24 protein-coding genes and 3 pseudogenes are annotated in these 25,916 nt (G+C 69.3%); 18 read left to right on the top strand and 9 right to left on the bottom strand.

Annotated features, from left to right (window positions below; all coding sequences use genetic code 11):
- The first annotated feature begins 488 nt into the window (after positions 1-488).
- Positions 489-1,064 carry a SigE family RNA polymerase sigma factor gene (locus ACIQOU_RS08420; protein ID WP_401535811.1) on the top strand — a complete coding sequence of 192 codons (576 nt, stop codon included), beginning with the start codon at positions 489-491 and terminating at the stop codon, positions 1,062-1,064.
- Complete coding sequence (locus ACIQOU_RS08415; protein WP_401535126.1) at positions 1,061-2,206, top strand: hypothetical protein; 1,146 nt, start codon at positions 1,061-1,063, stop codon at positions 2,204-2,206. The genes ACIQOU_RS08420 and ACIQOU_RS08415 overlap by 4 nt, the downstream gene beginning before the upstream one ends.
- Before the next feature lie 70 nt (positions 2,207-2,276).
- On the opposite strand, the gene ACIQOU_RS08410 is transcribed toward ACIQOU_RS08415, so the two are convergent.
- Positions 2,277-3,137: an SURF1 family protein gene (locus ACIQOU_RS08410; protein ID WP_401535123.1), complete on the bottom strand. Its 861-nt coding sequence runs from the start codon at positions 3,135-3,137 to the stop codon at positions 2,277-2,279.
- A gap of 186 nt (positions 3,138-3,323) precedes the next feature.
- On the opposite strand from ACIQOU_RS08410, the gene ACIQOU_RS08405 reads away from it, so the two are divergent.
- Positions 3,324-5,165: a prolyl oligopeptidase family serine peptidase gene (locus ACIQOU_RS08405; protein ID WP_401535120.1), complete on the top strand. Its 1,842-nt coding sequence runs from the start codon at positions 3,324-3,326 to the stop codon at positions 5,163-5,165.
- 239 nt (positions 5,166-5,404) lie between these two features.
- Here ACIQOU_RS08405 and ACIQOU_RS08400 read toward each other — a convergent pair whose 3' ends face one another.
- On the bottom strand, positions 5,405-7,363 hold the full coding sequence (locus ACIQOU_RS08400; RefSeq protein ID WP_401535810.1) for an NAD-binding protein: 1,959 nt from the start codon (positions 7,361-7,363) through the stop codon (positions 5,405-5,407).
- 173 nt (positions 7,364-7,536) lie between these two features.
- Between ACIQOU_RS08400 and ACIQOU_RS08395 the strand changes: the two genes are divergently transcribed.
- The 3 genes from ACIQOU_RS08395 to ACIQOU_RS08385 all read left to right on the top strand — a co-directional run bounded on the left by ACIQOU_RS08395 (position 7,537) and on the right by ACIQOU_RS08385 (position 10,597).
- Entirely contained in the window at positions 7,537-8,601 is a 1,065-nt protein-coding gene (locus ACIQOU_RS08395) for a permease (RefSeq protein ID WP_401535809.1), read from the top strand.
- The gene (locus ACIQOU_RS08390) at positions 8,598-9,320 is read left to right on the top strand and encodes a TIGR03943 family putative permease subunit (protein ID WP_401535118.1); all 723 of its coding nucleotides are present in this window, start codon (positions 8,598-8,600) and stop codon (positions 9,318-9,320) included. The genes ACIQOU_RS08395 and ACIQOU_RS08390 overlap by 4 nt, the downstream gene beginning before the upstream one ends.
- A 188-nt stretch (positions 9,321-9,508) precedes the next feature.
- A complete protein-coding gene (locus ACIQOU_RS08385) occupies positions 9,509-10,597 on the top strand; it encodes a hypothetical protein (RefSeq protein WP_401535116.1) in 1,089 nt (362 codons plus the stop codon).
- A 37-nt stretch (positions 10,598-10,634) separates the two neighbouring features.
- Here the strand turns inward: ACIQOU_RS08385 and ACIQOU_RS08380 are convergent, their stop codons facing one another.
- Entirely contained in the window at positions 10,635-11,033 is a 399-nt protein-coding gene (locus ACIQOU_RS08380) for a hypothetical protein (RefSeq protein ID WP_401535114.1), read from the bottom strand.
- Positions 11,034-11,241: 208 nt separating this feature from the next.
- Here ACIQOU_RS08380 and ACIQOU_RS08375 point away from each other — a divergent pair, with 208 nt between their 5' ends.
- A complete protein-coding gene (locus tag ACIQOU_RS08375; protein WP_401535112.1) occupies positions 11,242-13,302 on the top strand; it encodes a UvrD-helicase domain-containing protein in 2,061 nt (686 codons plus the stop codon).
- A gap of 91 nt (positions 13,303-13,393) precedes the next feature.
- Positions 13,394-14,401 carry a hypothetical protein gene (locus tag ACIQOU_RS08370; RefSeq protein WP_401535110.1) on the top strand — a complete coding sequence of 336 codons (1,008 nt, stop codon included), beginning with the start codon at positions 13,394-13,396 and terminating at the stop codon, positions 14,399-14,401.
- 393 nt (positions 14,402-14,794) lie between these two features.
- Here ACIQOU_RS08370 and ACIQOU_RS08365 read toward each other — a convergent pair whose 3' ends face one another.
- The 5 genes from ACIQOU_RS08365 to ACIQOU_RS08345 form a co-directional block, all read right to left on the bottom strand.
- Positions 14,795-14,977, bottom strand: a complete 183-nt coding sequence (locus ACIQOU_RS08365; RefSeq protein ID WP_054213942.1) for a hypothetical protein — start codon at positions 14,975-14,977, stop codon at positions 14,795-14,797.
- A 343-nt stretch (positions 14,978-15,320) separates the two neighbouring features.
- On the bottom strand, positions 15,321-15,794 hold the full coding sequence (locus ACIQOU_RS08360) for a hypothetical protein (RefSeq protein WP_054213941.1): 474 nt from the start codon (positions 15,792-15,794) through the stop codon (positions 15,321-15,323).
- 476 nt (positions 15,795-16,270) lie between these two features.
- Entirely contained in the window at positions 16,271-17,125 is an 855-nt protein-coding gene (locus tag ACIQOU_RS08355; protein WP_401535108.1) for a GIY-YIG nuclease family protein, read from the bottom strand.
- Between the two features lie 659 nt (positions 17,126-17,784).
- Positions 17,785-18,213, bottom strand: coding sequence for an ATP-binding protein (locus tag ACIQOU_RS08350; protein WP_401535106.1), 429 nt, complete (start codon positions 18,211-18,213; stop codon positions 17,785-17,787).
- Between the two features lie 46 nt (positions 18,214-18,259).
- A complete protein-coding gene (locus ACIQOU_RS08345) occupies positions 18,260-18,667 on the bottom strand; it encodes an NUDIX hydrolase (RefSeq protein WP_401535807.1) in 408 nt (135 codons plus the stop codon).
- 110 nt (positions 18,668-18,777) lie between these two features.
- On the opposite strand from ACIQOU_RS08345, the gene ACIQOU_RS08340 reads away from it, so the two are divergent.
- From ACIQOU_RS08340 to ACIQOU_RS08310, 7 genes and pseudogenes are all read left to right on the top strand, one after another.
- A complete protein-coding gene (locus ACIQOU_RS08340) occupies positions 18,778-19,566 on the top strand; it encodes a GntR family transcriptional regulator (protein WP_362985588.1) in 789 nt (262 codons plus the stop codon).
- A 168-nt stretch (positions 19,567-19,734) separates the two neighbouring features.
- Positions 19,735-20,091 (top strand): hypothetical protein, encoded by a 357-nt coding sequence (locus ACIQOU_RS08335; protein WP_093627640.1) that lies wholly within the window; start codon positions 19,735-19,737, stop codon positions 20,089-20,091.
- Positions 20,091-21,467: an FtsK/SpoIIIE domain-containing protein gene (locus ACIQOU_RS08330; RefSeq protein WP_401535103.1), complete on the top strand. Its 1,377-nt coding sequence runs from the start codon at positions 20,091-20,093 to the stop codon at positions 21,465-21,467. Before ACIQOU_RS08335 ends, ACIQOU_RS08330 begins: the two co-directional genes overlap by 1 nt.
- 83 nt (positions 21,468-21,550) lie before the next feature.
- Positions 21,551-22,175: pseudogene (locus ACIQOU_RS08325) on the top strand (DUF2637 domain-containing protein).
- 266 nt (positions 22,176-22,441) lie between these two features.
- Complete coding sequence (locus ACIQOU_RS08320; RefSeq protein WP_093628273.1) at positions 22,442-22,633, top strand: mobile element transfer protein; 192 nt, start codon at positions 22,442-22,444, stop codon at positions 22,631-22,633.
- A 16-nt stretch (positions 22,634-22,649) separates the two neighbouring features.
- Entirely contained in the window at positions 22,650-22,844 is a 195-nt protein-coding gene (locus ACIQOU_RS08315) for a hypothetical protein (RefSeq protein WP_019075277.1), read from the top strand.
- Between the two features lie 25 nt (positions 22,845-22,869).
- A complete protein-coding gene (locus tag ACIQOU_RS08310) occupies positions 22,870-23,112 on the top strand; it encodes a SpdD protein (RefSeq protein WP_401535805.1) in 243 nt (80 codons plus the stop codon).
- 142 nt (positions 23,113-23,254) lie between these two features.
- Here the strand turns inward: ACIQOU_RS08310 and ACIQOU_RS08305 are convergent, their stop codons facing one another.
- Entirely contained in the window at positions 23,255-23,407 is a 153-nt protein-coding gene (locus ACIQOU_RS08305) for a hypothetical protein (RefSeq protein WP_401535100.1), read from the bottom strand.
- Here ACIQOU_RS08305 and ACIQOU_RS08300 point away from each other — a divergent pair.
- From ACIQOU_RS08300 to xerC, 3 genes and pseudogenes are all read left to right on the top strand, one after another.
- Positions 23,333-24,566: pseudogene (locus tag ACIQOU_RS08300) on the top strand (replication initiator). The gene ACIQOU_RS08305 and the pseudogene ACIQOU_RS08300 overlap by 75 nt on opposite strands.
- The gene (locus tag ACIQOU_RS08295; RefSeq protein WP_401535098.1) at positions 24,559-24,741 is read left to right on the top strand and encodes a helix-turn-helix domain-containing protein; all 183 of its coding nucleotides are present in this window, start codon (positions 24,559-24,561) and stop codon (positions 24,739-24,741) included. Before ACIQOU_RS08300 ends, ACIQOU_RS08295 begins: the two are co-directional and overlap by 8 nt.
- Positions 24,741-25,805 (top strand): annotated as a pseudogene (gene xerC / locus ACIQOU_RS08290) (tyrosine recombinase XerC). Before ACIQOU_RS08295 ends, xerC begins: the two are co-directional and overlap by 1 nt.
- Positions 25,806-25,916 lie beyond the last annotated feature (111 nt).

The raw sequence follows: 25,916 nt of genomic DNA, 5'->3' as shown, positions 1-25,916 counted from the left end.
ATTTGTAGGATCTATGTGAAGTGGGCGATCCACTGATCCATTGCGGGGGCGGGTCCGTGGTACGGGCGGACACCGGGGAGCCGTTCGCCGTGCCGGACCACGGGTGAGGGTCTCCCGGGTGGCCGAAAATTTCCGTTCCCGTCCGCCGCAACCGCGCGGAGGACGAGGAGCGTCCTTGCGAACACCCTTCACGGGGGGTGCGGGGATGTGCGGTACGAGGCGTGGGGACGCCTCGGGTCTCATACACAGGGGAAGAACGGGTGGGGCATGAGGGCGTTCGACGCACGGTCGGTGGTGCTGCCCGACGGAAGACGGCGGCACCGCACACACGGAGCAAAGGTGACGCGTGGCACGTACAACCCTCATGGGGGGAAGCGTGTCCAACTGGCGTGGCTGAGGTTCTCGATTTTCCAGCGGGCACACGCGGCACGGCCCTGCGGCCGCCGCGGCTGCCCCTCCGGTCCCGCGTGCCCGGTCCGCCCGGCGGCATGCCGGTGATCGCGCCCATGCCCGCAGCGCGGCCCGCCCGCATCCCCGGCCAGCGTGACGGCGCCGACGAGACCGTCGCGGTCGGCACCACCGTCGACCACCTCACCGAGACCTACCGCGCGCACTACCGCTCGCTGCTCGGTCTCGCCGCGCTCCTCCTCGACGACACCGCGTCCTGCGAGGACGTCGTCCAAGAGGCGTTCATCCGCGTGCATTCGGCGCGTAAACGCGTCCGCGACCCGGAGAAGACCCTGGCTTATCTGCGCCAGACGGTCGTCAACCTCTCCCGCAGCGCGCTGCGCCGCCGCATTCTCGGCCTGAAGCTGCTGTCCAAGCCGATGCCGGACATGGCGAGCGCCGAGGAAGGCGCCTACGACCTGCTGGAACGGGACTCCCTGATCCAGGCGATGAAGGGGCTGCAACGCCGCCAGCGCGAGGTCCTCGTGCTGCGCTACTTCGCGGACATGACGGAGGCCCAGGTCGCCGAGACCCTCGGCGTCTCGCTGGGCTCGGTCAAGGCGTACGGTTCCCGGGGCATAGCCGCCCTGCGGATAGCCATGGAGGCCCCGGCATGAGCCGGACCCCCAGGCCCGCCGACGGCAGCCAGGACGGCGACCCCGGCGACAGCCACGACCACCACGACGCCCCATCGCACGCTGGGAACGGAACTGTGAACGACGGCCAGGGCGAACAGCGCCCCGAAGGGCTCGACTCGGACGAGCTGGCCCTGCGCAGGATGCTGCACCAGGCGGTCCGCACGGTCGAGCCCGCCGACGGCACCCTCGACCACCTGCGCCGCGCGGTGCCCGCCCGCCGGGCCCGCAAGCGGCACGCCGCCGTCGGCATGGCCGCCGCCGCGCTCTTCGTCGGCACCGCGATCCCGGCCCTCGTGCACGTCTCGAACGCCACCGGCTCCGACGTCAACCCGTCGGTCGCGGGCCAGGCCTCGCAGGCCCAGGGCGGCGCGGGGGCCAGCAAGGACGACAGCGGCGCCACCGGCTCCGACGGCTCGGCCTCCGGCAAGGTCCAGGACAAGGGCGACACCGGCGGCGACAGCGGAGACAAGGGCAAGACGAGCGGCGCGGGCCAGGGCAGCAGCGCGGGCGGCGACCCCTCGGCCAGCGCGGCGAGCGCCGGCCTGTGCACCGCCGCCCAGCTCGGCTCGGCCACCGAGAACACCGACCAGCCCGACGCGACCGGCGCCGTCTACGGCACGTTCCGCGTCTACAACGTCTCCGGCACCCCGTGCGGTGTCGACGCGGCGGGCGGCATCGGCGCCCTCGCCCAGGGCGCGGCCGACGCCACCAAGATCACCACCGCCCGCCATGTCGCCGGGGACGCCGCGAGCGCCCTGCCCGACCCGGCGGCCGACGTGGCGAGCGTGGTCCTGCGGCCGGGTGACGCGTACGCCGTCAGGTTCGCGTGGGTGCCCTCGGAGACCTGCCCGACCACAGGGGGCGGCGACGGCGGCACCGACACCGGCGGCGCCACGGCCACCCCGACCCCGACGGAGGCCGCGAGCAGCAGCTCGGGTTCGGCCACGGGAAGCACCGACAGCAGCGGCGTGACCAGCCAACTCCTCACCGAGGAAGGCACGGCTGATGGCAGCGTTGTCATCACCCACACGGCCGTGACGGGCTCCCCGACGGTATCGGCGACGGTGTCCAACGCCTGCGCCGGAACGGTGTACTACACGGGCCTGCTGACGGGAACCTGAGCACGCGGCCACCTATAGGCGGCGGTTCAGCTCCTCAAACACCCCGAACGGGTCCTGAACGAGGACGCGCCTAGACGGAGCGACCGGCCGGAACGTCGGCATCCGCACCGGAACCTGCACCGGAGTCCGCCGCCCGCCCCCCAGGCCCATGAGGCCCATGAGGCCCGTCGGTCTCCCCCGTGAGCCCCAACTCGGCGTCCTTGATGAACTCGACCTCGCGGCGGAGCAGCCGGAACCACATGAAGACCACGAACCCGGCGAACACGAACCACTCGCCGGTGTAACCGAGGTTCTGGAACGCCTTGAGGTCGAGCCCGGTGTTCTGCGGGGCCTTCGCGGGAACGGCGGTCATGCCGGAGTCGGCCTTGTCGAGGGTGATCCAGGCGTCGTACACGCGGTACGGCACGAGGTTGACCAGCGAACCCGAACTGATCGCCGCCGTCTGCCCGGCCGGGAGGCCACCGGCCGCGCTCACCCCGTCGTCGCCGGGTGTCTCGGAGGCCTGGAGGGCGCCGGTGACGGTGACCTCGCCGGTCGGGGCGGCCGGGGCCTTCGCGGCATCGGCGGTACCGGGCAGCCAGCCGCGCACGACGGGCAGCGCGCGGCCGCTGCCGGTCCGCAGCAGGGTCAGGACGTAGAAGCCCTTGCGCCCGTCCAGTTCCCGGCCGGGGACGAGGAGTTGCCTGCCGTAGCGGCCGGAGGCGGTGGCGTTCTGTCCGGAGGTGGCCTGGTCGACGGGGAGCAGGTCGTGCAACGGCCGGGCGGGTTCCTTCCCGGCCTCGGCGGCGCGGGTGTCCTGGACCTCGTGGGCCTGCACCCGGTCCTCGAACCGGCTCAGCTGCCAGGACCCCATGAAGACGCAGACGGGGATGGCGAGCAGCACGAAGACGTTGATACCCCACCAGCGCGGTGTCAGCAGAAACCGGTACACGCCCCCCAAGGTACGGGGCGCGGGGAAGCCGGACCCTGGCGGGGTGGGCGAGGAGGCCCGCCCCGACAGGCTCCGGGGCGGGCGAAATTCGAACTGCCGACCGATCCGGTAAGGGTCGGGTAGAAGTTATCCACAGGCTGAGGACCTGGCCCGCGCATTGTCGGTGCGGAGGGGCAAGATGGCTCCATGACTGAGAGCAACGGCCCGGCCGCATCGGAGCACGACCAGCAGGGACAGCGGGACCGGCAGGGCGAGGCGGTACCGGACTGGGAGCGCCGGTTCAGGGCGCCCAGGGTGTCGCTGCCGGACTGGGCGCAGGACGCGCCGGACCACGCCCTGTTCGTGTCGAACGCGACGGGCACCTATGAGCTGTACGCCTGGGACCGGGCGACGGGTGAGCAGCGCCAGGTGACCGACCGGCCCAACGGCACGACGGACGGCCTGCTGTCCCCGGACGGCGCGTGGATCTGGTGGTTCGACGACAAGGACGGCGACGAGTTCGGCGTCTGGCGCCGCCAGCCGTTCACCGGCGGCGCGGACACGCTCGCGGCACCGGGGCTTGAGGCCTCCTACCCGGCGGGCGTGGCGCTCGGCAGGGACGGCCGCACCGCGGTCGTCGGCCGTTCCACGGACGAGGACGGAACGACGATCCATCTCGCGCGGGAGGGCGAGGAGCCGGTGGAGATCTACCGGCACCGCGAGTCGGCGGGCGTCGGCGACCTCTCCCACGACGGCACGCTGATCGCCATCGAGCACACCGAGCACGGCGACGCGATGCACTCGGCGCTGCGCGTCCTGCGTCCCGACGGCACCGCGGTCGCCGACCTGGACGACACCGCGGGCGGCACGGAGGAGCTGGGCCTGGAGGTCCTCGGCTTCGCGCCGGTCGACGGGGACACCCGGCTGCTCATCGGGCATCAGCGCCGGGGGCGTTGGGAGCCGCTGGTGTGGGACGTGGCGACGGGGGAGCAGACGGACCTGGCGCTGGAGCTGCCGGGTGACGTGAGCGCGGAGTGGTACCCGGACGGCTCGGGCCTGCTGATCGTGCACGGCTTCGAGGCCCGCAGCGAGATGTTCCGCTACGACCTGAAGAACGGCCGCCCGGAGCGGATCGTGACCCCGCCGGGCACGGTGTCCGGCGCGACGGCCCGCCCCGACGGCAGCGTCGAGTACCTCTGGTCGTCGTCGGCCGAGCCGTCGGCGGTGCGCTCGACGACGGGTGAGGTGGTCCTCGATCCGCCGGGGATGAAGTCGCCGGGTTCGGTGCCGGTGGAGGACGTGTGGGTTCAGGGTCCCGGCGGCCGCATCCACGCCCTGGTCCAGAAACCGGCGGGCGCCACGGGCCCCCTGCCGACGGTGTTCGACATCCACGGCGGCCCGACCTGGCACGACAGCGACTCCTTCGCGGCCGGCCCGGCGGCCTGGGTCGACCACGGCTACGCGGTCGTCCGCGTCAACTACCGGGGCTCCACGGGCTACGGCCGCGCCTGGACCGACGCCCTGAAGCACCGGGTCGGCCTGATCGAGCTGGAGGACATCGAGGCGGTCCGGGCATGGGCGGTCACCTCGGGCCTCGCGGACCCCGAGCGCCTCATCCTCACGGGCGGCTCCTGGGGCGGCTACCTCACCCTCCTCGGCATCGGCGTCCAGCCGGACGCGTGGGCGCTGGGCATCGCGGTGGTCCCGGTCGCGGACTACGTCACGGCGTACCACGACGAGATGGAGGCCCTGAAGGCCATGGACCGCACCCTCCTGGGCGGCACCCCGGAAGAAGTCCCGGACCGCTTCAAGGCCTCCTCCCCCCTCACCTACGTCGACCAGGTCAAGGCCCCCGTCTACATCTCCGCCGGCGTCAACGACCCCCGCTGCCCCATCCGCCAGATCGAGAACTACGTAGACCGCCTCCAGGCCAGAGACGCCATCCACGAGGTCTACCGCTACGACGCGGGCCACGGCTCCCTGGTGGTCGACGAGCGCATCAAGCAGGTCCGATTGGAGATCGAGTTCGCGGAGAGGTTCTTGGGGTGAGGTGAGGATTTTCGTCTCTCTGGGCGAGGCAGCAGGGTCTTGTGCGTCGGCGGGTGACGCGGGCCGGCTACATCCAGCCCGTCCGAGGGGAGGACATAGGGCGGGTCCGGCCACAACCAGCCCGTCCGGCGTTTGAGGACGAGGCCGTTCAGGCCGATGGGGGGGGGCTGGGGGCGGAGCCCCCAGGGGCTTGTGCCTAGGTGGGGAACGCCGGGCACCGTCGGCCGGCCAGGCCAAGGTCAGGGCTGGCGTGGGGGTCGGGGGGCGACGCCCCCTGGGGAGGCCAACTCCGCCAACCCCCACCGAGTGGCGGCGAGAACCACCCGGTCCGTGTCCCGCAGGACATACGTATCGGGCAGATCCCACACCCACCTCCCCCCGGAGGGCGCCTCCCCGCCCACCCCCTCACCGGGGTCCCGGGAGGACCCGTCCTCCCCATCCCTCCGCCCCCCGACGGAACCCCCGGTGTCAAGGGCAAGCACACGCCACGCCCCCGCCCGGAACGCCTCCCCGACGGTCTTCCCCTCCAACTGCGGATGCCCACCCACCCGCACCGCGGCGAACAGCAGCACCCGCCGCTCGACAGGAATCGCCCCGAGGATCTGCCGCCCGGTCATCGCCCCGGCGAACGCGGGCGCCGCGAGGTGCGTGACGCTGCGGCTACGGGTGACGGCGAGGGGGTGGGCAGCCCGCAGGGTCCGGTAGACGGCGGTGGCGAAGTCGTCGTCGTACAGCCGCAGGACGACCCGCAGGTCGGGCCGGACGGACCGCCCGTAGAGCACGGCCTCCAGGTTCGTGGTGTCGGAACTGGTCACCGCGAGCAGCGCGTGCGCCCGATGGATCTTCGCGGCCTCCAGGACGCCTTCCTGGGTGACGTCGCCGAGGACGACGGGCACCCGCAGCCGCCGTGCGGTGGCGAGTCCGCGCGCCTCGGGGTCGGACTCGACGCACACGACGGGGATGTGGAGTTCGCGCAGCCGGGTCAGGACGCGGGTGCCGATCTTCCCGAGCCCGAGCAGCACGACGTGCCCCCCGAGCCCGCGGGGCGGCTTGCGCAGGGCGGACGCGGTCCGGAAGGTGCCGAGCGCCTCCAGGACCGCCGCGAGCAGCACCGGCAGCAGCAGCAACCCCATGAGCCCGGAGAGGAGTTGGAGGATCTGGCGGCCGAGGGAGTCACCGATGGCGGGGTCGTCGATCCCGAAGAGGTCGAGCAGGGTCAGATAGAAGGCGCTCAGTGGCCCCATCTCCGTGACCAGCGACAGCGAGACGGCGAGCGCGACGACGCACCCCACGACCCCGGCCAGCGACCACCGCAGCCGCCGCGAGAACAGCGAGGCGAACGGCGGCACCGAGGCCACCCGGGGCGACGGCAACGCGGGCCCGGCGTAGGAGACCTGCTCCAGTACGACGGCCCCCCGGCCGACCGCGTCCCGCACGGTCGCCGCGTCGGGCAGCAGCGTCGGCGCCTGGTCGGCGTTGGGATCGGCACCGTCGGCGGGGGCCAGCAGCGCCAGGATGCCCCGGCCGGGGTCGACGACACCGCCGGGCTCCGACGGCTGCCGTTCGACGGCACGCAGCAGCAGCCCGTCGGTCTGCACGACCTTGCTGGTCCCGGCGACGGCGGTGGCGGCCAGCGCGGGCGCGGCGGTGTCGGCGTCGGACAGGACGGTGGTGAAGACGTCGTCGGCGTTGTTCGTCGAAGCGCCGGTGGCCAACTGGGCTGCCTGGTTGAGGAGTTCCTCGATGTGCTGGCCCAACCGGCGGTTGTAGAGCCGCAGGACGAGGCGCAGCCGTGGGTTGAGGCGGCGGGCGGTGAGGGCGGCGCGGATGGTGGTCTCGTCGTCCTCGTAGACGAGGGCGAGTGCGGCGGCCCGCTCGACGCCCGCTTCGGAGAGGACGCCCTCGGTCAACTCGGACGCCTCCAGCACCCGTTCCCCATGGGCACCGGTCAACTCACCCGGAGAAACGGCGCCGTTGCCGCCGTTGCCCCCAGATCCGCCGTTCGCGGCGGCCCGGTTGACGGCGGCGCTGACGACCCGGTCGAGCAGCGCGGCGGTGGTCGCGCGGGCGCGGCCGACGACCGGGGTCCGGACGGCGCGTTCGGCGGGTGGGACGACGAGGGTGACCTGTTCGCGGTAGACGGTGCGCAGTTCGGTGGCGAGCCGGTGGGCCAGCCCGTCGTCGCCGCACACGACCATGTGCCCGGACGGGTCGCCGTCGGGCGCGATCTGATTCGGAAGGGTCACCACGAGGGGAAAGACTGCCGCACGGGCGGGGGCGGTTCCACCCCGGAGCGGTCGCGATGAGACGAGCCCGCGGCAACGACGTACTGGAGGCAAGCCAGACGAACCGCGAGAAAGCCCACCCGGAGGTGCCCCGCCCCGTGCCCCCCACCCCGACGACGAAGCAGCCACTCCACCAAGAGCCCCCCGAAGCCCTCGAACCCCCCGAAGCCCCTGACTCCCCGCATCCACAAGCGAGTTCGGGCGCGGAGTCACGATCCCCCTTGATCCTGACGGTGCTGCTGCTCTCCCTCGTGCTGCTCCAGGGCCCGATCCGCGGGGCGTTGTCCGCGCCGGTGATGCAGAGCTGGATGACGGTGTTCGTGGCGGTGCTGGTGCAGGCGCTGCCGTTCCTGGTGCTGGGGGTGCTGCTGTCGGCGGCGATCGCGGTGTTCGTACCGGCGTCGTTCTTCGCGCGGGCGCTGCCGAGCCGTCCGGCGCTCGCGGTGCCGGTGGCGGGGCTCGCGGGCGCGGTGCTGCCGGGCTGCGAGTGCGCGTCGGTGCCGGTGGCCGGGGCGCTGGTGCGCCGGGGCGTGACCCCGGCGGCGGCGTTGGCGTTCCTGCTGTCCGCACCGGCGATCAACCCGGTCGTCCTGACGGCGACGGCGGTGGCGTTCCCGCGCGACCCGGAGATGGTGGTGGCCCGGTTCGCGGCGAGCCTCCTGGTGGCGTGCGCGATGGGCTGGCTGTGGCACCGCCTCGGCCGCACCGACTGGCTGCGCGCACCACGCCGTTCACCGCACGAGGGCGCGGGCAGGGGCGCGGCGTTCTGGGGTTCGGTGCGGCACGACGTGATGCACGCGGGCGGTTTCCTGGTCGTCGGGGCGATGGCGGCGGCGACGTTGAAGGCGGTGGTCCCGGCGACTTGGCTGCGGACGGCCGCCGAGAACCCGGCGGTCGCGGTGCTCGCGCTGGCCGTGCTCGCGGTGGTGCTGTCGATCTGCTCGGAGGCGGACGCGTTCGTGGCGGCGTCGCTGACGGAGTTCTCGCCGACGGCGAAGCTGGCGTTCCTGGTGGTGGGGCCGATGATCGACCTGAAACTGTTCGCGATGCAGGCGGGGACGTTCGGCCGGGGTTTCGCGCTGCGGTTCGCGCCGGCGACGTTCGCGGTGGCGATCGCGGGCGCGGTCCTGACCGGAAGGCTCCTGCTGTGAACCGTCAGGCCCAGGCGGCCGTCCTGTTCCTCACCGGCGCGGCCCTGCTGCACGCGGGCGTCACGGATCTGTACCTCCGCTATGTGAAGGCGGGCCTGCGCCCGTTGCTCCTGCTGTCCGGAACGGTCCTGATCGCGACGGCGCTGGCCACGGCCTGGTACGAACACCGCGCCGCGAGGGCGGCCGACCCGGCGCACGACGACGTTCGCCATCGGGAACCCCGCGTCTCCTGGCTCCTGACCCTCCCCCTCTTCGCGCTGATCCTGGTGGCGCCCCCGGCCCTCGGCTCCTACAGCGCGATGCGCACGGGAACGGCCCTGCAACAGCCGTACGGCTACGACACGCTCCCGGCGAAGGGCCCGTTGCGCCTCTCGCTGGTCGACTACGCGACCCGGGCGGTCTACGGGCACGGCCGGGCGATCGAGGGCCGCCCGCTGAAGATCACCGGGTTCGTGGCCCTGGACCACACGGGCCGGCCGTACCTGGTCCGCATGGCCCTGAACTGCTGCGCCGCCGACGCCCAGCCGGTGAAGATCGCGCTGACCGGCAAGATCCCGCCGGTACTGCGGACGGACACCTGGCTGGAGGTGTCGGGCAGGTACACGCCGCGCACCACGAAGGACCCGGTGAACGGCGGCCCGATCCCGTACGTCGAGGTCACCGGCGCCCGCCCGATCCCGACACCGACGGACCCGTACGACGAGACCTGGAACAACTGAACGCCGACCCGCCGACCGACCCAACAGACGACCCGGCGGCCGACGCAACAGACGCCCCCCGAGCAACGGATACAGACGAACCGGCGACCGACGGAACAGACGAAAGATCGAACAGCTGAACAACTGACACCGTTCCGGATCAGGTGAATTCTTCCGTCGGACCAGGGTGACCTGCCAGGCTCTGACCTGTGACGTACGTAGTGACCGTGGACATCTGCCTGCCGGAGGGCGCGCAGGAGATGGACCCGCTTCAGCGCGCCGGTGCCGTGGCGCTCATCGAGGACGGCTTCGAGGCGGTCGAGGTCGTCGAGGGCCCCGACGGCCTCGAAGCCGACCTGTTCGATTCGATCGTGGCCGTGCATCCGGCCGGCGCGCTCCTGAAGGTGTTCGTGGACGCGCCGCGCCTGGAGTCCGCGGAGGAGGCGGTGCGCTCGGTGGTGACGGAACTCCTCGACCGTTCCCAACTGCTCACCGACTGGCGCGTCGCCCGCTGCGAGGTCGAGCTGCACTCGAAGCAGGTCCAGGAGAGCCTGGACGCGGCCGACGGCCCGGGCGCCCCGCCCACCGACCCGGCCGCCCGCAAGGCCCACCACGCCAGACGCCCCACCGGCGACCCCGAAGGCCCCCTGGACAACCCGGAGTTGAAGGCGAAGGCGACCGAGGCGCACATGCTGTCGCTGGCCGACGAGCTACGGGCGTTCCCGGCGGAGACCTTCGGGGCGGCGGACACCCCGGCCTCCCAGCAGGACGCGAGACTCGCGGCGGGCGCCCTGGTGTTCGCGACCAACATCCTCCTGGAGGAGCTGTTCCAGGACGTCCACACCCTGACCCAGGAGAACGCCACCGCCGCCGACTGCGACGGCCCCCTCTGGCACTTCGAGGACCTGCCGGAACGTTATGCCCTCCAGTACGACGCCCGCTTCGCCCGCCGTTTCCTCGTCACGGTGATCGCCCTGACCACCCGTTTCACCGACGGCAGCTTCCAGCACCTGAGCTGCGTCGCCGAAGAACTCGCCCTGCGCCTCCTCCTCACCGAGACCCAGGTCACCCTGGAAACCCTGGGCCTGCTGAGCCCGGGCGTCGCGGGCGCCCTGGAGAAGTTCACGGACACGGTCTACGAGGACAAGAACACCGACTGGCTCTACACCGGAGCCATGGACGCACCCCCCGTCCCCCCAGCCGACCTCCCCATGGCCTACCACGCCTGGTTCACCCCCTTCACAGCCACCAGCTACACCCACCCGACGACCAGACCGGGCCCGGAGGGGGTGGGGTAGGGGAGGGGGGTTGGGTTCCCGCGCCGGAGGGCGAGGATCAGGACCCTCCCTTTCCGATCAGGGCGAGGGTCGTGGTGGCCCCGGTAGAGATCAGCGAAACGATGCCTCCGAGGCTGGCGAGACCCGTCACGGGGTTGGCGAAGAGTTGCGCCGCGCAACTGCGAAGACTCGGGCGCACGAAGAACGTCCGCATGCGCTGCCACTTGTGTTGCTGGAAGCGGCAGCCGCGCAGGATGCCTTTGGCGTTGTTGCGGCAGGTCCCGCCCGCCGCTCGGATCGGGGCACCGCACGGATTGGGCGCCTGGAAGAGGAACCACAGCAGGCTCAACGCGAAGAGCGTCGCGATCCCGCTGAATCCGAAGTCCGAGGTCAGCCAGCCTGTCAGCGCCAGGACGAACGCGATCAGGCCCCAGTAGGGCAGGATCTTCTTCCACATGGTCGTGGACCGTATATTCGCCGATTTCCTGGTGCAAGAGGGCATGTGAGGCGCCGCGTGCACGCCGGTCCGCTTCGAGAGTTGCCCCGACCTGGCACGCCGATCGGCGGCGGCGCGATGATTCCGGCCAGCCGTTGGCCTGAACCTTACCTGTCATGTCGTTCACGCTGCGTTTTATGATCGCCACTCCGTGTACCAGGGGGGCGTTATGGGGGCTGGTGGATCGGCGTCGCGTCGGGCGCAGGACGCACGGCGGCAGGAGAGGCTGCTGCGGGAGCAGTGGCAGGCGGCGCTGCGCGAGACACGCCGCTGGGAGGCGGCCGACGAGGGCGAACGCCGGGTCGCCGCCCAGCTGTTGGTCCTCACCGAACGCGGCTGGCGCCTCCTGGTGGACCGACGCTGGCCCCGCGCGGCCGACGCCGACATGCTCCTGATCGGCCCCGGCGGCGTCTACGTCCTGGACGTCAAGAACCGGCACACGGCACCCCGGACGTCGGACGGCCGACTCAGCGCGGGGGGCGAGGACGGCGACGGCCACACGCGCAAGCTGCTGGCGATGACCAGGGCCGCCGAAGGAGCCGTCGCCTCCCTGGGGCTGTCGCCGGTGGCCGTACAGCCGTTGATCGTCTTCGCGGGGCATCGCGTGGACGCCTCACTCGGCCTGATACGCCTGCTCGGCGAGCACGAGGTCGGCCCGGCGCTGCTGAAGGAGCCCCGGCGGCTGCGGCCGGAAGCGGTCCGGGCCGTCGGCGACCTGCTGGAACGCGCGTTCCCCGCGTACGAGACGTCGACGGTGACCAGGCCGGCGGAGCCGATGCCTCCCGTGGCGCAGACCGCCGGGGACGACGGGCTGTTCGACGTCGAAGGGCTGCGGGACGCGGCGCTGGCGGAGGCGATGAAGGCGCCGATCGAACAGTGGATGACCTTCCTGGACCCCGACCAGGTGCCGCTGGTGCGGCGCAACTGGTCGGGCCCGGCCCGCATCAGCGGCCCGGCGGGCACCGGCAAGACGGTGGTCGGCCTGCACCGCGCGGCGTACCTGGCCCAGCGCACCACGGGACGCGTCCTCTACGTCACGTTCGCGAAGAACCTGCCTCGCGTGCAGAGCACGTTCCTGAACACGATGTCCCCCGCCGTGGCCGACCGCGTGGACTTCCGGAGCCTGCACCAGTGGGCGCAGGAATTCCTCCGTGCCCGCGGCGTCGCCCTGCGCCTGCACGGCGAGAAGGCGGAAACCGCCTTCAGCCTTGCCTGGCGGCACCTCGGCCGGGGCAGCCTGCTCGAAGAGATCGACCCCGCCCCCGGCTACTGGCACGACGAGATCGACCACGTCATCAAGGGGCGCGGCCTCGCCACCTTCGAGGAGTACGCCGCGGTGAGCAGGTTGCGGCGCGGAACCCCGTTGCGGCGCGTCCACCGCCAAGCGGTCTGGGTCCTCTACGAGAGCTACGAGAGGCTCCGAATCCAGCGCGAGGTGCACGACTTCAACGACGTCCTGGCGCTGGCCCTCGCGGAGATGTGGCGGGAGGACCGGGACCGGCCCGCCTACGCGGCCGTGATCGTCGACGAGGTCCAGGACCTGTCCCTGGTCGGCCTGCGTCTGCTGCACGCCCTGGTCGGCGACGCCGCCAACGGGCTGCTCCTCATCGGCGACGGCCAGCAGGCCGTCTACCCCGGCGGCTTCCGGCTGACCGAGGCGGGCATCGACATCCGCGGCGACCGGGGGCAGGTGCTGCGCACCAACTACCGCAACGCTCAGCAGATCCTGGACACGGCCCTCGCCGTCGTCGCCGAGGACGCCTTCGAGGACATCGACGGCATCCGTACACCGGGACGCCGCGACGTGGACCCGACCTACCGCGACGGCCAGGTCGTCCGGTGCGTGCGTCCGACACCCGCGGAACACGACCAGGCCCTCCTGGACGCCCTCCTCGCCCTGTCGCCGGACGAGTTGGGCGACGCGGCGGTGCTGTGCCCCTCGAAACGAGGGATCAGCGACTGGCAACGGCTGCTCGCGCGCGCGGACATCCCGGTCTGCCTCCTGGAGCACTACGACGGCCACGCCGTACCGGCCGTGAAACTGGGAACCTACCGCCGCGCCAAGGGCCTTGAGTTCAAGCGCGTCTACCTCCCCCGCCACGACGAGATCATCCCCGACGCCCACGCCGAAACGGCCCCCGAACGCCGCCAACTGGCCCGGAGTCAACTCTTCGTAGCCATGACCCGAGCCCGCGACACGCTGTGGCTGGGGAGTGTCCACCCGAACTGACCTGTGGGGAAGGCGAGTTGCTCCGGCGGAACACTGCCATGGGCGACGGTGGCCTGCTCGCGTCCGACATCACCTGTACTTGGAGTAGACGGTGCCCAAGAAGAAGACCAGAAGGAAGAACACTCAGAAGAGCCCGGCCAAGGCCAAGGGCATAGCGCTCTGGCATGACATGGCGGTTTATGAGAACTTCGAGCGCTGCGCCCCACGCATCTTCGAGATCATTCACAAAGCGCAGAGCATGAGACCCGGTGCTCCACGCTTCCTCCACTTCGATGTTCAGGGTCATCGAAACAGCGAGAACGGCTATGACCGGGACTCCTGGGAGATGATCAACAACTTCCTGCCCAAGGAGGCACTCCCCTATCTGACGGAGTTGAGCACTCCGATGTACACCGCGAAAAATCCCCGACGGCAGGACAACAGAGTTCCCGAGGAGATGCGGGTCGGTTATCCGGAAGGCGAGGAGAAGTCCTTCTGGTACGACATCGAGTCGCTCCCGCTGCGCACGAGGGAAGCCGAAGCGGGCAGCAGAAAGACGTACCCGACCAAGCGATCGATCATGGACTACCTCGGTATCGCCGAGGAGTGCCTGATCTGCTGGGGCTCGCCGGTGGAACGTGCCCACGTCGTACCCGCCTCGCTGGGAGGCTCCATGGACGTCCGCAACTTTGCCCTCCTCTGCGTGGATCACCACAAACAGGCACCGGACATAGCGGACGCGGAAGCGTTCTGGGCCTGGGTCGACTACGCGGAACTGCGGGACTCCGGCAGTAAATGGTCACGAGCGCCGGAAGAGCTGAAGCTCTGGATACAGAAGAGCGGCGGCAGAACCGAACCGGTCGACCGGGGCGAGATGGAATTCCTCGCCGCCGTACAGTTCGAGCTACGCCACCTGTACAACTGGTCGGACGAAGACTTCGCTGCGGTCTCCTGGGAGTTCATGGAGGAATACCACCGCGTGCTGGACGCGGCGACGGGACGCCATTTCGCCGTCGAGAAAAAGGTGTCCACCCACGCATGGGCCTACCACGTAGCCCGCCTACGCCTACTGTCCCGAAACCCGAAGCAACCGACGCCGAGCGACATCACCCGAAGCTGACATCGACGCCGACAGCCCCCGCCGACTGACGCGACCCGCCCCTGGCCCACAGCAGCCCAGACCAACGGTGACTGGGTTGGGGCGGGGCGCGCAGGGGCGCCGACCACCTGCTCGCCTCTGAGACACGACAGAGGGCCCGGTGCAACTTGCACACCAGGCCCTCTGACACTGTCGGGGTGGCGGGATTTGAACCCACGACCTCTTCGTCCCGAAGCAGCTTGGACGGAGGCTCTGCCTTGGGCTGCCTCGTTCCTCAGCAGCGCTGATGGTCCGCGGGCGTCCGGGCTTGTTCGCCGGCGTCCGTCGGCGTTGTCACGCAGTTAGACACTCACGGACGGCAGAGGTTGAGCAGCCCATGCGCGCTTTTTATGCAGGGGCCGCGACGTCTCACTGTCACAACAGTCCGTTTCGGCGAAGGTCGCGCTGGTGTCGGAGCGCGTCGCCATGATCGCCCCTCTGTCGATGCTCCTCCGCACGAGCCTCGACCTCCTCTGGGTCCAACTCGTCATCGTCGTAGTACGAGGGATTGGCGGGGTCTCCGCCGTTCAGGTTGTAAGCAACGATCCACTCGCTCATGGCTGCCCCCCCGGTGTGCATCCTTGTCCAACGGTGGCTCCTCCGGCCCGCGCTGGCTCTGAGCGGCACGTGAAGAGCACTTCTAACAGTCTGAGACTGGAAGGTTCGCACCAGGGCAGAAACGCGGAATCCCGTCAGTTCCTCTCACACTTGAGCGACGGACAGACGCCACAACAACGGCTCCGGAGGGCCCTTGAATCCTAGACGAAGCAGCAGGTCAGGGACTCGGCATTTGGCAGATCGGGCGGGGCGAGTCCACGGATAGGCCACGGCTGGCTGAGAGGATGCGGGGGAGTCTTCAGCTTGCCCCGCCGAGCCGGAAGTTTGGAGTGACCGCCCCGTCTCAGTCGGTAGGAAGCCTGTCTGTGCCCATGTCGAGACGCATCGCTGCACGCACAGCGGTCAGGGCTTCCATCACTTCCTGGAATGCGATCTCGTACCCCTCGTCACCGTTCGACATCCCCCTGATGGTTGCCTCCCGCGCCCGACGGACGCTACGAAAGTAGTCCAGCGCCGGCTCAACAACGGCTCGTGGTGCGAAGACCTCCAGTTGGTAGCGAATCTCGTAGCACCTTGCGAAGCTTTGCCTGGCTGCGATCTTGCGCTCAGCTTCTGACATACCGCGATCCAAGATGATGAGCTGAAGTTCGCTCCGTACCTGGGACAGCACCCCGAGATAGGCGCCATACAACTCTCGCTTGCTCCGCCTCCACTCCGTCGCTGCTTCACGCCGATCCTTGCGAAGCTCAACTAGCAGGGCGGAGCCCGTAGCGATCGCGGCACCAAGGAGCGTGGCCAGAAGCGGTGTCCAATCCATGTCGGCAAGGTACGAGAGTGCGGTCCCCGTGGGCAGGGCGCTCGTAGCCCGTCGCTATCGGGCGTCGGCAAGGACAGCAAGCCTGAGTTGGGACTCCCGCTTACCTCGGTTGGTTGGCCGACCTCATTTACCGCCCTTTTGATGGCCGTGAAGCAAGCACCGCTTTAGGAGAGAGGCGGGGGAGCGGGGCCGCTGACCTGCGGCTTCGATACCTGATGTGGCGGCCGGAAACTCGACCGCCAGACACCCCTGTTGACCCTGGCTGACCCCTGCATCTGGCACGGCAGTGGCACGAACCTCAGCCGACGACAGTCAGCCACGATGGTGGGTGCGTCGACCGAGCACGCACGCGTGTGCCTCGTTGCACCCCCACCGGCCTCGGCCACGCTACTGGCTTGTGTCGTCGACGAGAGCTAGTCACAACGACGGGACCGTGGCGGCGAGACATTGGGCAGCGACTGCTGCAGGAAGCTGGCTCAACCGTCGATGATTTCGGCGCCACCTTCGGTCCCCCTATCGGCGATTCCATTCTTAGCCAGAACTTTTCGCCACTCTTCTTCAGGCCCCATCATGTCGTATTTAACGCCGACGATATTCCAATCTAGGCGATTTGGTGGTTCCAACTTACGATCTTCCCAAAGGTGAGCCACATAGTCGGCTGCTTCGGGAGTCAGGATGTCCAACCCTGTCATGATCATCGAATATGGGTCTAGCTCAAGAAAAAACTCGAAGTTCTCTTTGGCGGAATAATGGACTGGGCAATAAGATCCACCCTCGCATTGATAGATGTCGTGGTGCCGTACTCGATCTTCCATGCATCTATCGCGCTCGTCGCCGATTACTGCCAGATCGAAAATATTCTCGTATGCTGCAAGTTTTCTAAAGTCCGGCTGGACGACCCATTTAATGAGGCATAGGTCGGGATATTGCACGAACTTCACCGCCACTAGGTCACGCCGCAGCCATCGCCGCATTCGGGTTTCCAGGGCGGGTAGGGCGTCTATTTCTACCGCCTCAACTACTTCGTTCACTGGATAGCGAGCACAGACATTCTGTACGTGTCGAATTGCCTCGCGGGTTGGGATTTTGAAGAACTCGCGTTGAGCGTTCACGCGGTGAATGCGAAGCAGTGAGTGTAGTTCTTTTTCTGCGGCGCTGGCGTCGCTTACGACCTGATCGTAGATCACTTCATACTCGGTCGGCACTCCGGTTGCCCGGGAGATCTCTCTAGCGCGCTCTGTGGACTCTCTGTGTGTGCGGCCGATCTTCAATACTCCAGGGATGAGGGAATTTGCGAGAATGTAAATTACCCCACGGGTACTCTCGGTCAAGTGCTCTCCTGGCGATTACGGGTCACCCTTCTGGCTCTGCTTGGTCAGGTTACTGCCAGCCACTGACAGCAGGAATCACCTAGCGCGGAGCCGACTGCCCCCCCGCCAGGACGTACCTCTTCTCTGGCATCAGGCGGCGGATTGCTGTGTGCGCGGCGCGGGCGCCGGCCGGGCTGGAGCGGGGCGGAGACAGGAGCGCAGGCCCGGCCGGGGGCCGGGCCGCGTGCGGTGAGCGGAGCGAGCCGCCTTGAACCAGTAGAGAAAGTTGTAACTCAGTCGGTCTGTTGGGGCGTGTGGGGCTTGAAGTCGTATGCGCATGTGGGGAGTTCTGCCGCCTGACGGTGTGCCAGCGGCAGGAAGGTCACGGGGCTTACAGTCCAGGTGATGAGCGTGCGGGCGTGGATGACGGACACCGTCCAGGGCACGCGGCGCAACAGGGCCCGTCGGGTGTTGACGCGGTGGTCGTAGAGCCGTTCCCATGCCTCCTGGGAGGCGTCGGAGTCCAGTGCCGGTGAGATGGGTGCGCAGGATCTCGGAAACCCAGTTGTTCGCCTCGGTCTCTGTGCACGCGTCGTAGGAGCCGAAGAGTGTTGGCGGCTGGCTGTCGTCCAGGTGCCGGGTCCAGCATTCGCATCAAAAGCCTGGGCCGATCGTCGTGCTCAGCATGGGTGCCCTCCTCGTCGTACATCCATGAAGAGATCTGCGGTGACCGTGTGACCGCCGTCGCTGTCGTGGACCACAACCCGGTGCGCAATCGCGCTGACCATCCCCAGCCCCCGGCCGTGCTCCGCCTCCTGGCCCCGGTGCTCGACCTTCGGAGCCGTCCCCGCGCCCCCGCCATCCGTCACCGACAGGGCAACCACCTGCGACGACACCGCGAGCGCCAGATGAAAACTGCCGGCCTCCCGCCCACTGGCGGTGTGGAGGATGGCGTTCGCGCTCAGCTCACTCACGATCAGTTCCGCATCGTCGGCCAACAGCGACCCGCGCAGGATGTCCCGCGTCCAGCGCCGTGCCCGGCTGACCTCTTCCGGGAATCCTGGGCAAGTGAGTCCCCAGACCCGCGCAGTACTCGTATACTCGTGCATACAAGTTCCTTCGTGCTGGTAGGCCGCCATGTGCAGCGGGTTCGGGCTAGACGAGTTTCACGCCGTCGTGGGCGCGGACGGCCGGCGGAGACGCCGCGTCGAGTGCGTCGAGGACGCGGATCGCGTAGGCCTCGTCGGCGAGTTCGGATACTTCTTCGCGGGTGGCCCAGCGCAGTGCGCGGGTCTCGTCCCCGGTGGTGGGTGTGCCGTCGGCGGCCTGGCAGCGGAAGACCAGGGAGACGATCAGCCCGGTCATGTTCTTGTAGACGCCGGTGAGGGTCGCAGGGAGTGCGATCTTGATGCCGGTTTCTTCGAGGACTTCGCGCTGGAGGGCCTCGGGGAGGGTTTCGTCTCGCTCGACGACGCCACCCGGGGGTTCCCACTTGCCGTTGTCGCGGCGCTTGATCAGGAGGGCGCGGCCGTGGTCGTCGACGATGACTCCGGCGACGCTCACGGAGTGCGGACGGTCAGTGCTCACGTTCCTCGGCCCTCCCGGCTGGCTAGGCTCTCCACCGTAGCAACAACACTTGCCCACTCGTCTAGATACCTAAAGGAGTACTCACTGTGAGCCCTCTCCGTTCCGGCCTGCTCGGCGATCTCGACCCCACGAGTGATCGTGCGGTCTTCCGGCAGATCGCCGACCAGCTGCGCGAGGCCATCGACCGTGGGCGGTTCAAGGAGGGCGAAAAGCTGCCCTCCGAAGCTGACCTCGTCGAGCACTACGGGGTTTCCCGGATGACCGTCCGCAACTCCTTCTCCGTCCTCCAGGGCGAAGGCCTGGTGCACGCCGAGCACGGAAAGGGCGTCTTCGTCCGGCCCCGGCCGCCCGTGCGGCGTCTCGCCTCCGACCGCTTCGCGCGACGGCACCGTGAACAAGGGAAGTCCGCGTTCATCGTCGAGGCCGACGCTGCCGGCAGTCATCCCCAGGTCGACAGTCTGGAGGTGAAGGAGGAAAAGGCGAGCCAGGACATCTCCACCCGGCTCGGTTCCGTACGGCGTGTGCTCGCCCGCCGGCGCCGCTACCTCCTCGACGGGAAGCCGGTCGAGTTCGCCACCTCCTACCTCCCCCTCGACATCGCGCGCGGCACGCAGATCGCCGAACCCAACCCGGGCCCCGGCGGCATCTACGCCCGCCTCGAAGAACTCGGCCACCACCTCGACCACTTCGAGGAGGAGATCCGCGCCCGGATGCCCTCGCCCACCGAGGTCAAGACGCTCCGGCTGGCCTCCGGCGTGCCCGTGATCCACCTCGTCCGCACTGCGTACGACACGGAAGGGCGGGCGGTGGAGGTCTGCGACACGGTCATGGCGGCGGACGCGTACGTGCTGTCGTACCAGCTCCCGGCGACCTGATCGCGTGATGGGCGGTGGTGCGCGGGGGACGCTTCCCGAACTCGTACACCCCAACCTGCATACTCGTATAGATGAGTGGGCAAGTTGTGTGGCAGGGTGGTCCGCACGAACCCGGAGATCGGGTTCTCGGATTGCTGCATGTATAGACGAGTAGATAGGGAAACTTCCTTGCGTACCATCCGTGTTGAGACCGCCGCCGCGACGATCCTGCTGACCGAGGCCCCGGAGCCGAAGGTCCGCGACCGTCAGACCGGCGAGATCGCCAAGGACGCCGTCAGCGGCGAGGCGCTGATGACGCTCGGCGTCGTCTACATCGAGGAGGGCGAGTCCTCCCTCATCAAGGTCACCGTCCCCGAGGGCGGTGTCTCCGAGGGGCTGGCGCTCGGAGCTCCGGTCTCGCTCCCGGGGCTGGTCGCCCGTCCGTGGGAGAGCGTGTTCAACGGGCAGCAGCGCCACGGCATCGCCTTCCGGGCCGCCGCCGTGACTCCGGCCGCGTTCCCGGTCGGTGCCGGGGTCGCCGCCTGATGACTGGCCTGACGACGCTTCTGGAGGTGGGTGGTCCCCTCGCCGCGATCGGTGGCGGGGCCGCCTACACCCGGGCCAAGCACCCTGCCGCGTACTGGTCCACGATCGGCCTGCCGATATCCACCACCCGCCTGCTCAGCTCGTACGGCTCGATCATGGAGGCATGCGGCCTGACCGTCGCCCCGTCCCGGCTGCGCATCCTCGCCGTCAAAGCAACCACCCGCCGCGAAGTCCGGCCCGTACCGCCCCGCCGGGGCATCATCCGACCCACCACGACCGGCCTGCGGATACGTCTCCGTCTGGCTCCCGGACAGGAACCCGCCGACGTCGCCGCCTCCGCCGAACGGCTGCGGCACGCCTGGGGAGTTCACGCCGTCTACGTCACCACCCTCAAGCCCGGCGTCGTTGAACTCCGGCTCGTCGGCTACGACGTTTTACGGCGGGTCCGCATGCCCCGCAAGCTTCCGTCCGCCCTCCTCAAGGTGCCGGTGGCCCTGCGCGAGGACGCCACCCCATTCGTACGGGACTACCGCGTTGTCCCGCACCAACTCACCCTTGGCGCAACGCTGTCGGGCAAGTCCATGTATCTGCGCCACCTGGTCGCCGGACTCGCCCGACAGTCGGTCGCCCTGGTCGGCATCGTCTGCAAACGCGGCGTGGAACTCTCCCCGTTCGCTGCCCGCCTCTCAGCCCTGGCCACCGACCCCGACCAGGCCGCCGACCTGCTGCCCGCACTCATCGACGAAATGGAGGACCGCTACGACCTGATCAAGTCCCGGCAGGGCATCGCCTTCAACACCTCCGACGAGGAGATCACTTCAGACATCTGGGGCCTGCCCGAGAACGAACGCCCGGTCCCGATCGTGCTGTTCGTCGACGAGGTGGCCGAACTCTTCCTCGTCGCCACCCGCAAGGACGAGGAACGCCGCGACGAGATGGTCACCCAGCTCATCCGTCTCGCCCAACTCGGCCGCGCCGCCGGCATCTACCTCGAAGTCTGCGGACAGCGCTTCGGCGCCGAACTCGGAAAGGGCGCCACCATGCTTCGCGCCCAGCTCACCGGCCGCGTCTGCCACCGCGTCAACGACGAAGCCTCCGCCAAGATGGCTTTGGGCGACATCGCCCCCGAAGCCGTCGGCACCGCCTGCGCCATCGCCCCCGAACGCCCCGGCCTGGCCGTAGCGGGGGACACCTCCGGCGGCTGGTCCCGCATCCGCACCCCCTACCTCTCCCTCGGCGACGCCGCTGAAATCTGCCGCGACTCCGCGCACCTGGTGCCCGACCTGCCCGCACTCAAGCGCTTCCAGCCGTACGCACCCGCGCAACCGGTCAAGGCCCCGGGCCCCAATGTCCAGCCGCGCCCGGCAACCAACTGACCTTCTCCCACCCCTGGTTCGGCGTGACCGCCTCGCGCCAGGTCCCTACCCCTCCCATGCCCGAACCCGGAAGGAGCCGCATCATGCGCGCCCAACTGGCCCGCGTCGACGCGGTACTCGTCCAAGCCCTCATCGCCGCCGCCCTCTCCTTCGCCCACCTGCACGACATCGCCTCGGCGGCCGGACAGGACGGATGGAAAGCGTGGGCCTTACCCCATCAGCGTCGACCTGCTCCTCGTCGCCGCCTGGCGCCGACTGCGGACCGGCGACGCGAAGGCCTCCGGCTGGTGCTGGTTCGTCATCGCCCTGACCGCGTCCCTCGGCGCGAACGTCGCCACCGCCGGCCTGCTCGACCTCGGCGACGTCCCCGCCTGGCTGCGCATCCTCGTCGCGGGCTGGCCCGCCGTCGCTTTTCTCGGCGGAACCCTCCTCGCCCACACCACAACGACCCCGGCAACCAAGGACATTGAGACCGCCGACGTCCAGGAGGACGCGCCCGCACCTCCGCCTGAGATGCCCGCGCAACCGGCCATGGAAGCACCACCCGAGCGCCCTGCCGTGCCTGTCCCGGCCGCCCTGATCGAGCACGCCCGCAAGGTCGCCGCCGAGCATCACACCCGAACTGGAACCCCCATCGACACCCCGACCCTCCGCGCCCGCCTCGGTGTCCCGGCACCCATGGCCGAAGCCGTGGCCGCGCAGCTCTGAAGGCGGACTTCGGCACGCGGCGTCATCTCTTCCGCCGCACTTGCTGAATTCCTGCGGTGGCCAGGGGGATCGCCACGAAGAAGCAGCACATCGCGATCACGGAGGTCCAGGACTGGCCCGCCCACCACCGTCCCGCTGCGGACGTGAGCCCAAGCACCAATGCGAATCCGCCGAGGGCGATCAGCCTCCGTGTACCTCGTGACATGTCGCCTGTCTACACGCCCTCGCACGTCTTGGGCGAGCGATCAACGAAAAGGAGATCACCCGTGCCCGCCAACCGCCGCTTCCGCAACGTCATCCGCATCGGCCCCGTCCAGGTCGCCACGTCCTACGACGACCGGGGCCAGGAGAAGCACACCGCCGCCTGCACCGCCCCACGCTGCGGTGCCTCGCACGACTACGACAGCCGCGCCGCCGCCGAACTGGCCGCGCACACCCACCGCTGCCCCGTCCGCTGAAAGGGAGTTCCACCCCGTGACCGTCAGCCTGCCGCTCGTCGTCGTTCTCGGCTTCTTCGCCTGGGGAGCGGTCAAGTTCCTCGGCGTCCGTACCTGGATCGTTGTGCTGATCGCCCTGTTCGGCTTCTGGCTCTCGCACACCTTCCTCGCCCCCGCCATCGAGTCCGGCACGCGTTCCGGCGTGGGTGTCGTAAACGGCTCACATGACTAGACGAGTAGATGAGAAAGGGTTCTCCGTGTTCCTGCCCAAGTACCCCGACAACCCGACCCCGCCGCCCTCACACACCCACACCCCGGCCGACCCGATGCCCGTACGGCGTTCGCTCCCGCCGGTCGCCATCGACCGCAACACGGTCGCCGCTCTGGTCGTCGGCGGAGTCGTCCTCACCGCGCTCCTGGCCGCCGTCGCCGTAACGGCCATCTCCGTAGCCATCGCCGCCGTGGTCCTGCGCTCGATGCTCCGCGACCACCGCCGCTGAACGACCCCCGGAACGACCCCTGACCTCCGGGGCGGCGGCACACGACCAAGCATTTCGCCGCCCCGGGACCCGTCTCTCCTGACCGAGCCAGCCAGAGGGAGCAAGCATCTTCACCCGCCCCACCCCGGCCCCACTCCCCGAACTAGCGAACCTGGCCGCGCAAGGCACCCTCCCGGGTATCCTCCGCCAACTCTCCGGCCTCGGCGGCTGCACCAACCCCATCCGCCTCGACGGCCACCGCACCGAATACGACGTCGACATCAAAACCGGCGAGATCGGCGGCATCCTCCACCACCTCAACTCCTCGACGCTCCCGGTCGGCCAACTCCTCGTCCGCTGCAACAACCGCCGCACCACCCGCTGCGCGGCCTGCTCCGAGGTCTACCGCCGCGACACCTTCCACCTGATCACCGCAGGATTGCGCGGAGACAAGGGCACCCCCGAACACGTCGCCACCCACCCCCGCGTCTTCGCCACCTTCACCGCCCCCGGCTTCGGCCCAGTCCGCAACCGGCCCTCCAGCGGCCGTACTTGCCGCTGTGGCGTCCACCACGACCAGGACGACGAGCGACTCGGCACCCCACTCAACCCGGACACCTACGACTACGAAGCGGCCGTCCTCTGGAACGCCCACACCGGTCCCCTCTGGCGCCGCTTCTCCACCTACCTGCGCCGAGAGGTCGCCAAGCGAGCGGGCCTCTCCCAGCGCCGGTTCCGCGACCACGCGCGCGTGTCCTTCGCCAAGGTCGCCGAGTACCAGAAGCGCGGAGCCGTCCACTTCCACGCCGTCATCCGCATCGACGGCCCCACCGGCGGCGACACTCCGCCCCCGCCCTGGGCGACCGCTGACCTGCTCACCGACGCCATCCACGCCGCGGCACCCAAGGTCCAGGTCGACGGCGCAACCATCGACGACCGCACCCACACCTTCACCTTCGGCCGCCAACTCGACGTCCGCACCATCCGATCCGCCGACTTCAACGACGGCCAGGAACTCACCGAACGAGCCGTCGCCGCCTACATCGCCAAGTACGCCACCAAGGGCGCCGAAACAACGACGGGAGCTCTCGACCACCCCCTCAAGTTCGCCGCCGAACTCACCCACCTCGACATCAGCGACCACGCCCGCCGCCTCATCCGAACCGCCTGGACCCTCGGCGCCCGCAAGGACCTCGAACACCTCCGCCTACGCGCCTGGGCCCACATGCTCGGCTTCCGCGGCCACTTCTCCACCAAATCCCGCCGCTACTCCACCACCCTCGGCGCCCTCCGCGACGCCCGAGCCGAATGGCGCCGAGCGCAAGCCGCACCCGCCAACGGCCCCACCACCAACACCACGTACGTACTCGCGCACTGGGTCTTCGCCGGAACCGGCCTCTCCTCCGCCGAAGCCTGGCTCTCCGAGTCGCTCGAACCCGCCCCCCGGAACGGAAGGAGAACCAACACATGCGTGACGACGAGCTGTTGACCGTGGTCGACGTCATGGCTCGCCTAAAGGTCGGACGGTCCACGGTCTACGACCTGATCCGTACCCGGCGTCTACCTTCCGTCGCCATCGGCCGGTGCCGACGTATCCGTGCTTCGGCTCTCCACGACTTCATCTCCGGGCAGTTGGGGCGTGCTGCCTGATGACCAAGCGTCGTAGTCGCGGTGACGGCGGTCTCCACTGGGACGAGAGGAGACAGCGTTGGATCGCCACGGCGAACCTCGGTTTCGACCCGAGCGGGAAACGGATCGTCAAGCGGGGGAGTGACAAGACCAAGACGGAGGCCAAGAACAAGCTCAAAGAGGTGCTGCGGGACCACGAAGACGGTCTCGCCATCGCGCCCACCAACTACACGGTCAAGGACGCGGTCACGGACTGGCTCGCCTACGGCCTGGCCGGCCTCGACCCCAGCACCGTCGAAACGGCCACGCTCCTGAGCGAGAAGCACGTCATCCCATCCCTCGGCGCCCGCAAGCTCCGCGACCTCAGCGCGGAGGACGTGGACCGCTGGCTGGCCAGCAAGTCGAAGACGCTCAGCACGCGCACACTCCAGGGCCTCCACTCCTGCCTGAACCGTGCGGTAAAGCGGGCCATGGCGCGGGACAAGGTAAAGCGCAACGTCGTCGAACTGTGCTCGGTGCCGCAGGGACAGGCGGGGCGGCCGTCCAAGGCACTCACCTTCGTCCAGGCCGAGGCCGTACTGAAGGGGGCCGCGGACTTCGACCCGCCACAGCCTCCGCACATCGCCGTCTGGCGGTCGGTCCGGCGGAGTGGGGACACCAAGACCCGGAAGTCCCGGCGCACTCTCGCCCTGCCGTCGCGCTGCGTGGAAGCGCTGTGGCAGCAGTTCGAGGAGCAGGGGTGGGACCGGCTCGCCGCTGACGAGGAGTGGGAGGAACACGGGCTCGTCTTCTCCTCGGCCGTGGGCAAGCCACTCGATGCAGCCAACGTCCGCCGCGCCTTCCGCTAGGCGCTCAAAGACGTTGACGGTGTCGACGGTGCCGAGTGGACGCCCCGGGAGCTCCGGCACAGCTTTGTGTCGCTGCTCTCTGACCGGGGCGTCCCTCTGGAGGAGATCTCCCGGCTCGTCGGGCACTCGGGTACTGCCGTGACCGAGGAGGTCTACCGGAAGCAGATCCGGCCCGTGATCCAGACCGGTGCGGTCGTCATGGACGGCATCTTCGGAGCCGATCCGCGGAAGTCGTAGACGCTAAAGCACTCAGGAATCGGTAGTCACGCAGTTAGACACGCAGCAACGTCAGAGGGCCCTCACCGATTCGGTGAGGGCCCTCTGAACTGCTATTTAGCTGTCGGGGTG

Source organism: Streptomyces sp. NPDC091279, from assembly GCF_044757465.1.
Lineage (GTDB): Bacteria > Actinomycetota > Actinomycetes > Streptomycetales > Streptomycetaceae > Streptomyces.
Note: the sequence above shows the minus strand (reverse complement) of the source record. Positions and strands in the feature narration are given on the sequence as shown.

Excerpts from the sequence above, each read along its gene's own strand:
- ACIQOU_RS08420 (WP_401535811.1), top strand. The coding sequence starts at position 489 with ATGCCGGTGATCGCGCCCATGCCCGCAGCGCGGCCCGCCCGCATCCCC.
- ACIQOU_RS08415 (WP_401535126.1), top strand. The coding sequence starts at position 1,061 with ATGAGCCGGACCCCCAGGCCCGCCGACGGCAGCCAGGACGGCGACCCC.
- ACIQOU_RS08405 (WP_401535120.1), top strand. The coding sequence starts at position 3,324 with ATGACTGAGAGCAACGGCCCGGCCGCATCGGAGCACGACCAGCAGGGA.
- ACIQOU_RS08400 (WP_401535810.1), bottom strand. The coding sequence starts at position 7,363 with ATGGTCGTGTGCGGCGACGACGGGCTGGCCCACCGGCTCGCCACCGAA.
- ACIQOU_RS08380 (WP_401535114.1), bottom strand. The coding sequence starts at position 11,033 with ATGTGGAAGAAGATCCTGCCCTACTGGGGCCTGATCGCGTTCGTCCTG.
- ACIQOU_RS08375 (WP_401535112.1), top strand. The coding sequence starts at position 11,242 with ATGGGGGCTGGTGGATCGGCGTCGCGTCGGGCGCAGGACGCACGGCGG.
- ACIQOU_RS08365 (WP_054213942.1), bottom strand. The coding sequence starts at position 14,977 with ATGAGCGAGTGGATCGTTGCTTACAACCTGAACGGCGGAGACCCCGCC.
- ACIQOU_RS08360 (WP_054213941.1), bottom strand. The coding sequence starts at position 15,794 with ATGGATTGGACACCGCTTCTGGCCACGCTCCTTGGTGCCGCGATCGCT.
- ACIQOU_RS08350 (WP_401535106.1), bottom strand. The coding sequence starts at position 18,213 with ATGCACGAGTATACGAGTACTGCGCGGGTCTGGGGACTCACTTGCCCA.
- ACIQOU_RS08330 (WP_401535103.1), top strand. The coding sequence starts at position 20,091 with ATGACTGGCCTGACGACGCTTCTGGAGGTGGGTGGTCCCCTCGCCGCG.
- ACIQOU_RS08295 (WP_401535098.1), top strand. The coding sequence starts at position 24,559 with ATGCGTGACGACGAGCTGTTGACCGTGGTCGACGTCATGGCTCGCCTA.